The organism is Georgenia sp. Z1344, assembly GCF_049856295.1.
In the GTDB taxonomy this organism is placed as follows: Bacteria; Actinomycetota; Actinomycetes; order Actinomycetales; family Actinomycetaceae; genus JB111.
Map to the genome: position 1 here is coordinate 140,813 of NZ_JBNDMZ010000005.1, position 9,296 is coordinate 150,108.

General features: G+C 70.3%; 10 protein-coding genes and 1 tRNA gene. 10 read left to right on the forward strand and 1 reads right to left on the reverse strand.

What is annotated here, in order from left to right:
* The first annotated feature begins 15 nt into the window (after window positions 1–15).
* The 8 genes from ACPYO6_RS06945 to ACPYO6_RS06980 are packed head-to-tail and all read left to right on the forward strand — an operon-like array spanning window position 16 to window position 7,603.
* Entirely contained in the window at window positions 16–1,185 is a 1,170-nt protein-coding gene (locus ACPYO6_RS06945) for a hypothetical protein (protein ID WP_424796262.1), read from the forward strand.
* Entirely contained in the window at window positions 1,182–2,729 is a 1,548-nt protein-coding gene (locus ACPYO6_RS06950; RefSeq protein WP_424796263.1) for an ATP-binding protein, read from the forward strand. Before ACPYO6_RS06945 ends, ACPYO6_RS06950 begins: the two co-directional genes overlap by 4 nt.
* Window positions 2,729–3,271, forward strand: a complete 543-nt coding sequence (locus tag ACPYO6_RS06955) for a hypothetical protein (RefSeq protein ID WP_329863782.1) — start codon at window positions 2,729–2,731, stop codon at window positions 3,269–3,271. The genes ACPYO6_RS06950 and ACPYO6_RS06955 overlap by 1 nt, the downstream gene beginning before the upstream one ends.
* Window positions 3,268–5,064 (forward strand): type IV secretory system conjugative DNA transfer family protein, encoded by a 1,797-nt coding sequence (locus ACPYO6_RS06960; RefSeq protein WP_424796264.1) that lies wholly within the window; start codon window positions 3,268–3,270, stop codon window positions 5,062–5,064. The genes ACPYO6_RS06955 and ACPYO6_RS06960 overlap by 4 nt, the downstream gene beginning before the upstream one ends.
* Window positions 5,065–5,115: 51 nt before the next feature.
* On the forward strand, window positions 5,116–5,589 hold the full coding sequence (locus ACPYO6_RS06965) for a single-stranded DNA-binding protein (RefSeq protein ID WP_329863786.1): 474 nt from the start codon (window positions 5,116–5,118) through the stop codon (window positions 5,587–5,589).
* Between the two features lie 14 nt (window positions 5,590–5,603).
* Entirely contained in the window at window positions 5,604–6,224 is a 621-nt protein-coding gene (locus ACPYO6_RS06970; RefSeq protein ID WP_424796265.1) for a hypothetical protein, read from the forward strand.
* On the forward strand, window positions 6,205–6,420 hold the full coding sequence (locus ACPYO6_RS06975) for a helix-turn-helix domain-containing protein (RefSeq protein ID WP_329863790.1): 216 nt from the start codon (window positions 6,205–6,207) through the stop codon (window positions 6,418–6,420). The genes ACPYO6_RS06970 and ACPYO6_RS06975 overlap by 20 nt, the downstream gene beginning before the upstream one ends.
* Complete coding sequence (locus tag ACPYO6_RS06980; protein WP_424796266.1) at window positions 6,413–7,603, forward strand: tyrosine-type recombinase/integrase; 1,191 nt, start codon at window positions 6,413–6,415, stop codon at window positions 7,601–7,603. The genes ACPYO6_RS06975 and ACPYO6_RS06980 overlap by 8 nt, the downstream gene beginning before the upstream one ends.
* Window positions 7,604–7,838: 235 nt before the next feature.
* On the opposite strand, the gene ACPYO6_RS06985 is transcribed toward ACPYO6_RS06980, so the two are convergent.
* Window positions 7,839–7,912, reverse strand: a tRNA-Pro gene (locus ACPYO6_RS06985).
* 567 nt (window positions 7,913–8,479) lie between these two features.
* On the opposite strand from ACPYO6_RS06985, the gene ACPYO6_RS06990 reads away from it, so the two are divergent.
* Both ACPYO6_RS06990 and ACPYO6_RS06995 read left to right on the forward strand, forming a co-directional pair.
* A complete protein-coding gene (locus ACPYO6_RS06990) occupies window positions 8,480–8,866 on the forward strand; it encodes a hypothetical protein (protein ID WP_425714133.1) in 387 nt (128 codons plus the stop codon).
* Window positions 8,863–9,279 carry a hypothetical protein gene (locus ACPYO6_RS06995; RefSeq protein ID WP_425714134.1) on the forward strand — a complete coding sequence of 139 codons (417 nt, stop codon included), beginning with the start codon at window positions 8,863–8,865 and terminating at the stop codon, window positions 9,277–9,279. Before ACPYO6_RS06990 ends, ACPYO6_RS06995 begins: the two co-directional genes overlap by 4 nt.
* Window positions 9,280–9,296 lie beyond the last annotated feature (17 nt).

Here is a 9,296-nt window from a genome sequence, read left to right on the forward strand (position 1 = left end):
TGAGGAGTCCCGATCATGCCGACCTTCGACAACCCCGTGGAGGACGCGATGGAGGCATCCGCTGCGCTCCGCGGCCTCGCCCACGCCACCCGCACCTTCGACGACCCCGCCGAGACGTACCCGGTGCTCGGGGAACTGCTGGCCGGGGTGCGGTCGCTGCGGCAGGTGCTCGACCAGCTCGCCGCCGCCCACATCGAGGCCCGGTCCCGCGCGCACACCGACGCGGGCAGCCAGCCCGCCGGGGCGACGGCGGCGCTTGCGGCGGCGGATGAGCTGCACCAGGCCGGCACCCTGCTGGACACGGTCCATGACCGGGTCGATGCGGCGATGTCGCAGTCCGGGCGAATCGCCTGGCACCCCGCACCCGAACCCCTCGACACGACCGGCGCGACGCGCACCACGGTGCAGGCGGGTGAGCTGAGGTTGACGGTGTGGCCGGACGAACCATTGGGCGAGCATCAGCGGTACGCGTACCGCATCGAGAACCCGGCCACCGGGCAGTCGATCGAGGGACGGGACCTGTTCACCGGCACGGGCGCCCCCGTCTCACCCGAGCGGGCGCTGCGCGAGCTCGCGGTGTTCCTCTCCGCCGCAGGCGACGCACGCCAGTTCGCGATCGACCATCCCGGCCAGCGCACCGACAACGACGGGGCGTTCCCGGACTGGGTGACCGATGCCGCCCGTCAGCACCCCGACACCCTAATCGAGCTGATCGACCGCGACCCGGACCTCCCCGAGAAGCAGGGCGGCAGGCGGTGGGTCAGTGTCGTGTTCCTCCAAGGCGAGGAAGCAGACCCGGTGCTGGACATCATCGAACGAGACGGGACGGACGCGGCGATCGAGCATCTGGCGCAGTGGGATTTCGGGGAGGAGACGACCCAGGCTGCGCTCGAGAACGGGTACGTCTACGACCAGCCCCCGACCGGCGCCCTGGACCGCACCGCCACCGGGGATGTCTACACCCTCACGTACAGTCCCTTCCTCGGCCACGTCTCGCTGCTTCGCATCCACGACGCCGTACGGGACCCAGCGCTACTGAACATCGACACGGCCGCGCCCACTCCGGCTCCGGCACGGCGGACGGTCGAACGGGCGCCGGTGCGGGCGGCGCGTTCGGAGGCGACGGATTGGTTCGCCCGCCGGCCGGGCGCATCCGCCTCGCACGGGCGGGGGTTGGCGCTGTGACCGGAAAGGATGAGGGCCGTCTGCACACGGCGGTGCTGGTCGGCCCGGAAGGTGAGCGGCGACGGAACCGCAAAGCTCGCCAGCAGGCCGCTACCCGGATAGAGACCACCGCCCGCGACACACGGAAGGCGGAGGCGAAAGCCAGATGGGAAGCCGAGCAAGCAGAAAAGCGCGCAACGACGTACCTGCCGGCCGCCGGCGAGTCCGGTCCTGCCGCGTTGCGGACACCGGGGCGGTTGCGGCTTCCGAAGCACCAGGACACCTCCGCGACCCTCGCCGGGCAATATCCATTCCTCGCCGAAGGGGGCCTCGGCTCGGCGGGCGTATTCGTCGGCCAGGACCTCTACTCCGGTGGGTCGTTCGTCTACGACCCGTGGGTGCTCTACCAGCAAGGCCTCATCACCGCCCCCAACGTCGTTCTCGCAGGGATTGTCGGCTCCGGCAAGTCCTCCCTGGCGAAGTCCCTCTACACCCGCTCGCTCCCGTTCGGGCGGCGCGTCTACGTCCCCGGCGACCCCAAGGGCGAGCACACCGCCGTCGCCGAAGCGGTCGGCGGGAAAGCGATCGTTCTCGGCCACGGGCTATCGAACCGGCTCAACCCGCTGGACGAGGGACACCGGCCCTCCGCCGTCTCCGACGCGGAGTGGGCGATGCAGGTTGCCTCCCGCCGCCGCGACCTCATCGGGGCGCTGGCGGAGACGGTGCTGGATCGTGTGCTGTCGCCGTTGGAGCACACCGCGATCGACCTCGCCCTGCGGGATGCGGTGCGGTCGGCGGAGGTGCCGATCCTGCCGATGGTTGTCGACCGTATCCTGGCCCCCAGCCCCGCCGATGATGAGGACCGACGTCTTGCCGAGGACGGCCGCCTGGTCGGCCACGCGCTGCGCCGCCTCGTCGCCGGTGACCTCCAGGGACTGTTCGACGGTCCCTCCACGGTGAGGTTCGATCCGTCGCTGCCGATGGTGTCGTTGGATCTGTCCCGTGTCGCGGAGAACTCCACGCTCATCTCCGTGCTGATGACCTGCTCCAGTGCGTGGATGGAATCGGCGCTGTCGGACCCGAACGGCGGGCAACGGTGGGTGATCTACGACGAAGCGTGGCGCCTGATGGCCTACCCCAGCCTCTTGCGGCGGATGGACGCGCAATGGCGGCTCGCCCGCCATTTCGGCATCGCGAACATGCTCATCTTCCACAAGCTCTCCGACCTCGACAACGTCGGCGATCAAGGTTCCGCGATGAGGGCTCTCGCATCGAGTCTGCTGGCGAACGCGGAGACCCGGATCGTCTACCGGCAGGAAGCCGATCAGCTCGGCTCCACCGCCACCGCCCTCGGCCTGACCGGCACCGAACAGAAGCTCCTACCCGGCCTCGGCACCGGGCAAGGACTCTGGCGGATCAAGGACCGCTCCTTCGTCGTACAGCACCAGCTCCACCCTGCCGAGCTCGCCGCATTCGACACCACCACCCGCATGACCGCAGATTCCCGCGAGTTCACGAATCTCGACGGTTCTTCGGGATTCTCGAACGATCGGCAGGAATCCTGATGACCCGCCCCCGCTACAAGCGCACCACCGGCGAACCCGAACACCGAGACGACGCCGTGCCTGTGGTGTTGCCGCACGTCGTCATGGACATTGCCTCTGACGGAAGGATGACGGTCACCGTCGACGGGGCACCGTATGAGCCGGAGCCGTTCGCACCCGCGTGGCGGCGGGAGGACTTCGCCCGCGTCCTCGATCAACTCACCGACCAGCGCCGGTCGCCAGTGCGGGTCGAGGTGCGTGAGGCGGACGGGACCGTGTTCACCGACATCATCACCCCCAGCACACGCCGCCGCCCCCAACCAGCCCTTGCCCAGGAATCGCCCGCACGACAAGCGATGCCGGAGCTGGTCACGTTGCACGGGGAGGGGTTCGTGCCTGGCGAGGATGTCGCCGTCGCCATCGTCATTGTCCACGGTGACGCAGCCCCAGACGGGACCATGCGTGCCCTGCTCACCGCCGAACAAGCAGCATCGAGTCCGACCCGTGAGGTCATCTTGCTCGGCCGCGTCTCCGGCACCCTCACCATCGGGCACCCCGAATGAGCACTCCGCGCCCGGCCGGGTCGCTCGGAGACGAGCTCAGCAACCTCGGCATTGCCCTCCTCATCGGCGCCGCGCTCCTGGCCGGCATCCTCCGCGGCGCCGGGTCGGTCGCCGCCTGGATCACCGGCACATCCCCACCCGCCGGCGGTGTCGAAGCCGGCCTGGGCGTGCTGCTGAACCCTGGCGACCCGGCGGGCGCTCTCGATGCGCCAGGGCTGAACGTCGTCGCGTACTGGACAACCGCCGCCGTCCTCATCCTGGGAGCCGGGGCGGTGGGTTGGTGGGTGTGGCGGCTGCTGCGCGACCACGGCCGCCAGGTCAAGGCCGACCCGTACCGGATCGCCGGGATCGCCACCCGCAGCGAAGTCGCCAAAGCCGCCTCCGAGACCGCGCTGCTGCGGCGGGGCGGGCACCTGCGGCCCTCGCTCGACAAGCCCTGCGCGGAGGACATCGGTTACCGGATCGGCGCCTCACGCGGCAAAAGCGTCTGGGCCTCGGTCGAGGACTCCATCCTCCTCATCGGGCCGCCGCGCTCTGGGAAGGGCGCCCACATCGTCATCAACGCCATCCTCGACGCGCCCGGCGCGGTCGTCACCACCAGCACCCGGCCGGACAACCTCACCGCGACCCTCCGTGCCCGTGAACGCATCGGCCCGGTTGCGGTGTTCGACCCGCAGCACCTCGCCGAGGGTGTCCCGGCGGGGCTGCGCTGGTCGCCGATCCGGGGGTGCGAGGACCCGCTGACCGCGATGATCCGTGCCACCGGCCTTGCCGCCGGCACCGGCCTGTCCGCCGGCGGTGTCGAAGGCGGCAGGTTCTGGGAAGGCAAAACCCGCACCGCGCTCCAATCGCTCCTGCACGCCGCCGCGCTCGATCACCGACCGCCCGGCGAGCTGTTCCGCTGGACCCTCGACCCGTCCGCTGCCGCGGATGCGGTGGCGATCCTAACCGCCAACCAGAACGCGGCTGTCGGGTGGTCGGAGTCGTTACAGGCGATGATCGACTCCGACCCCCGCACCCGCGACTCCATCTGGCAAGGCGTCTCCCTCGCTCTCGCCGCCCTCGCCGACCCTCGCGTACTCGATGCCGTCTCGCCGCGAGCCGGTGAGAACTTCGACCCCGAAGCATTCCTCCGAGCCAAAGGAACCCTCTACCTGCTGGCGACCGGGGCCGGGGCGAACAACTCCGCAGCATTGGTCGCGGCGTTCGTGGAAGACCTCGTGGAAGCCGCCCGCCGCATCGCCGCCCACAGCCCCGGTGCACGCCTCGACCCGCCGCTGCTACTTGCGCTCGATGAGGTCGGCAATCTCGCACCCCTGCCGTCCTTGCCGACGCTGATGGCTGAGGGAGGCGGCACCGGGATCACGACGATGCCGGTGCTCCAGTCGCTCGCCCAAGCGCGGGAGAAGTGGTCGGAGAACGCGGCCGGCGCGATCTGGGACGCCAGCATCGTCAAGATCATCCTCGGCGGGGCCTCCAACTCGAAAGACCTCCACGACCTGACCACGCTCACCGGCGAACGGGACGAGGTGATCGACTCCACCACGGTCGGCGATCACGGGTCCCGCTCCGCGCAACGCTCGATCCGGCGGGTGCCGGTCATGCCGCCCGACGCGATCCGCACCCTGCCGTTCGGGACCGCGCTCGTGCTGCTGCGCTCCGCGCCGCCCATCGTCACCCGGATGCGGACATGGACCGACCGGCCCGACGCCACCCGGCTCCGCGCCGACCGCACCGGGATCGAGGAACGGCTGCGGCGGCGACCGCAGGAGAGCCCTGACGCACCTGACTGACAAGAGCGGCCCCGCCCTGGGGGCCGCCGATGCCAGGAAGGGACCATCGTCATGACGATTCACACGCAGGAGTCGTTCACGGGATTCATCGCCTCGGACCCCCAGCTCAGCCACACCGGCAAAGGCGAGGCAAGGTTCTACGCCCGTGTCGGGCAGGAGCACTACCGCAAAGAGCCCGACGGCTCTTTCACGGAGCTGGAGACCACGTTCCACGACCTCGTGGCGTATCGGGCGACCGCCGAGCGGGCGCACGAGCGGTTCGCCAAGGGCGACAGCTTCGTCGCCGAGGGCTACACGCACCCGTTCGAGTACGAGCGCGACGGACAGACCGTGCAGGGCGAGGAGTTCGTCGCCAAGAAGATCGGCCACGACCTCGCCCGCACCAACTACGACGTCGACCGCGGCCCGCGCAGCGCTCTTGCCGCCGAGCGAGAAGCGCCGGCGCCCGCCGCAGACAGGGAGCCCGTGCGCAGCGAGGGGCCGCGTCGCCCCTCTCCGTCCGCCGCATCGGCGGTCGGGCTGTGACTGAGGAGACGCTGATGGCCGAGGTCGATGACATCCCTGAGCCCGACGAGCCCGAACCCGCTCCGCTGCACGACGACACCGACCCGGAGGCGTCGGAGGGGGACGCCGAACTGCTCGCAGAGCCGCCGCATCCGGTCAACTGGAACCTCCTCACCGCCGAGGAGGCCGCCGGCGAGTGGGTCGAGCTCGACAAGTGGGTGACCTGGCTGCGCCACACCTACGGGCTCCCCGCCAGCGTGGTCCCGCCGTTCTGGCACCGCCACCCCGAGCTGGTCTGGGAGCTCAGCGCCCTGCACCTCCACTGGCTGTGCGCCTACGACCCGGAGGAGAACGGGTCAGCACCCAACGGCTGGCACCGGGACTTCGCCGACGCCCGCCAGCGCCTTCGCGACTGGGTGGCCGCCTGCGGCACCCGCTTGGACCGCGACCGCGCCACCCGGCAGACCGCCTGGCCCGGCGAGACCCCCACGGAGGCGATCGAGGACATCGTAATCCCTGACCGGACGGCGGACTTCCGGGAGTTCGTCAAGGCCGACGTCGCCCACCGCCAGGCCGCCGAGGACGCCTTCTACGCCAGCCTCGGCGCCGACCCGGAAACCGGCGAGGTGTCCGACGATGACGAGCCTGCCCAGTGACCGCGGCATCGGCACGGTCGAGCCGCTGTGGTGCCCCAAGGAGGCATCGGAGTTCCTGACCGTCTCCCAAGCCACACTGTCCCGGTGGCGTCGGGAAAAGGTCGGCCCGCCGTTCGTGCAGGTCGGCGGCGTCTACCGCTACAACCCCGTCACGGTGCGCATTTGGGTGCGCGAACAGGAGGCGGCACGTGGCTGATCCCCGCAATCGCCGTATGCCTCCGGTCGGCGTGAAGCTCACCACCGACGTCGAACGCCGCGTCGACGGGTTCCGTGCCCGTGTCCGATGGACCGATCCGGCAACCCATAAACGCGTCGGCCGAGTCAGCCACGTGCGCACCGCCGAGGAGGTCGAGGAGTTCTTCGAGCAGATGCGCGCCGCGACCGAGACCGGCAACGACACCACCGTGACCCTGGCCGACTACGCCGCCTCGATTGGGGACCGTTGGCAACGAGGCCTGGACCCGACCTCCACCGCCGAGCTCTATGACACCGGGCTCCGGCTCCGTGTCTTGCCCGCGCTCGGCCACATCCGCGTCGCGAAGATCACTGCCGGAATGATCGACCGCACCATCGACGCCTGGGAAGCCGAGCACTCCGCCTCCACGATCAAGAACTCCATCGCCCCACTCGTCCGCGTCCTGGACGAAGCCGTCCGCGACGACGTCATCTCCATCAACCCCGCCAAGCACCGCGCCCGCCGGAACCTCGGCAAGCACGTCACCCACACCACCGGAGCACTCCGCCAGTACGCCCTCCCAGACCTTCCGACATTGCAGAAGCTCGCCACCGCGTGCGGGAAGGTCCACCAGTCCTACTCCGATCACGTCATGCTCGCCGCCCTCCTCGCCGCCCGCGGCTCCGAAGTCGCAGGACTGCAGGCCGGGGACGTGGACTGGGACAACCGCATCGTGTGGATCAGACGCCAGCACTACCCCGGCAAAGGCGGCCTCGTCATCAAACAGACCAAAGGCCGCAGAGACCGCCCCGTCCCGATGCTCGACGCGCTCGAACCCATCCTCGAACGCCTCACCGACGGCAAGGAGCCCGACACTCCGCTCCTGCGCGGGCCGCGCGGCGGCGTCCTCACCACCGCCACCGTCCGCGACGCCACCCACTGGGACGACCTCGTGAAGGAGCTCGGCTTCAACAACCTCACCCGCCACGGGCTCCGCCACACCGGAGCGACCTGGATGGCCGACGCCGGCATCGCGCTGCACGTGCTCCAGGAGATCCTCGGACACCAATCGATCGAGACCACCAAGGGCTACCTGCATCCCGACCACCGGCACCTCGCCGAAGCCGCCAGACAGGCCAACCAGTTCCTCTCCGCAGCCCCCACCAGAAGGGACACCACCCGCCGCGCCGGACCCCGCCTGTGACCATTGCTGGACCCACGCTCCGACCCCTTCAGAAGGGGGCCGGAGCATCGCCCTGCGCGGATTCTGGTCCACTCGATGGGCACCTTTTGGTGCACTCCACGGGCATCGAGGTCGAACGGGATTGGTCCACTTCAGCAGCGGGCGGCTCGAGTGGATCGAGCAAGTGGACCAGCCGGTGACCACCCCCGGAAACGACGAAGCCCTGGTGAAAGTTGCCTCTCACCAGGGCTTTTTGTCGGGATGACAGGATTTGAACCTGCGACCCCTTGACCCCCAGTCAAGTGCGCTACCAAGCTGCGCCACATCCCGTTGTTTAGTTTTCGGACAGTCCCGCCGCTCTAACTCACCTGACCCCCAGTCAAGTGCGCTACCAAGCTGCGCCACAGCCCGTCTCCGCGGAGCACCGCGGGACCGCACGAGATTACACCGGCGGGCCGCCCGTTCTCCAATCCTGCGGACGTCGCACACGTCACTCACCAGGTCCGACGACGAACGGCGCGTCCGGTGGCCCCGCCGCCGCGGCGAGCCTCGTCCGCAGTGTGCGGCGGGGCGGTGGTTGACCTCACGCGCGGCTCCCGCCAGGATTCGAGCATGACGTCGTTCCCCCCGAACGATCCGGGGCGAGCGTCCTCCCCGGGTCCCTCCGACGGGCACCGTGCGCCGGACCAGTACGGATGGCCGGGGTACCCGCCGGCCGACACGCACTCTCGATCGGACGGGCAGTGGCCGGGGTACCCGCCTGCTGACCCGCACTCTCGACCACAGGGGGCGTACCCCTACGGGCCCGGCCCCTCCTCCCCGCACGCGGGGTACTCCCCCGGCCCCGCCGACCCGCACTCTCGACCAGATGGGAAGCGCGGGGGCGGCGGCAGGTGGGTGGCCGCGATCGTGGCGATCGTCGTCGGAGCCGGGCTGGGCGCCGGGGCCGGGTGGTTCGTCCTCGTCCGCGACGACGAGGAACCGACCGCCGCCACCGCCGAGGGCGACGCCAGGCACGTGTGCGACATCGCCGGGCGGTACCCCGACGGGATCGACCTCATGGCGACCGGCGGGCTCGACGAGGATCCGGTCCACTACCTCGTCGGCCTGATGCCCACCCTGGCCCGGGGCGCGGCCACGGAGGATCCGGCGTACGAGGTGCTGGTCGAACCGACCGAGCGGGTGAGTCAGGCCCGCAACACGTTCGACACCGACGGGATCGGTACTGCTCTTGACGACGTGCGCGCCGCGTGCGCCGACCTCGGTCTCGAGGGAGCGGCATGAGCCCGGCACGCGCGACCGCCACGCCCGGGCGCTCCGGCACGCTCCTCCTCGTGCTCGCCTCGCTCGTCATCGGTGCTCTCGTGGCGTTCGGCGTGACCGGGCTGCTCGTCGGCGACGAGGAGGAGCCCGACGCCGCCACCCGGGACGCCGCCCACGCCTGCCTCCTCGCCCGCTCGATCCCGGCCGACGCGGGCGACGACCTGTTCATCGGCGACGACGGCATCGTCCCCCACTCCCGGTTCTACTCGATGGCCGCGCTCGCCGAGGCCGCGGGAATCGCCGACGGGCGCTTCTCCGCGCTCGGCGGGTACGGCCGCGAGGCTCAGGTGACGTACGCCGAGATGTTCTCGATCGAGCCGGCGAACCAGTACCTCGACTCGTTCCGCGAGGAGTGTGACCGGCTCGAGCTCTGAGGGGAGCACGGGAGGAC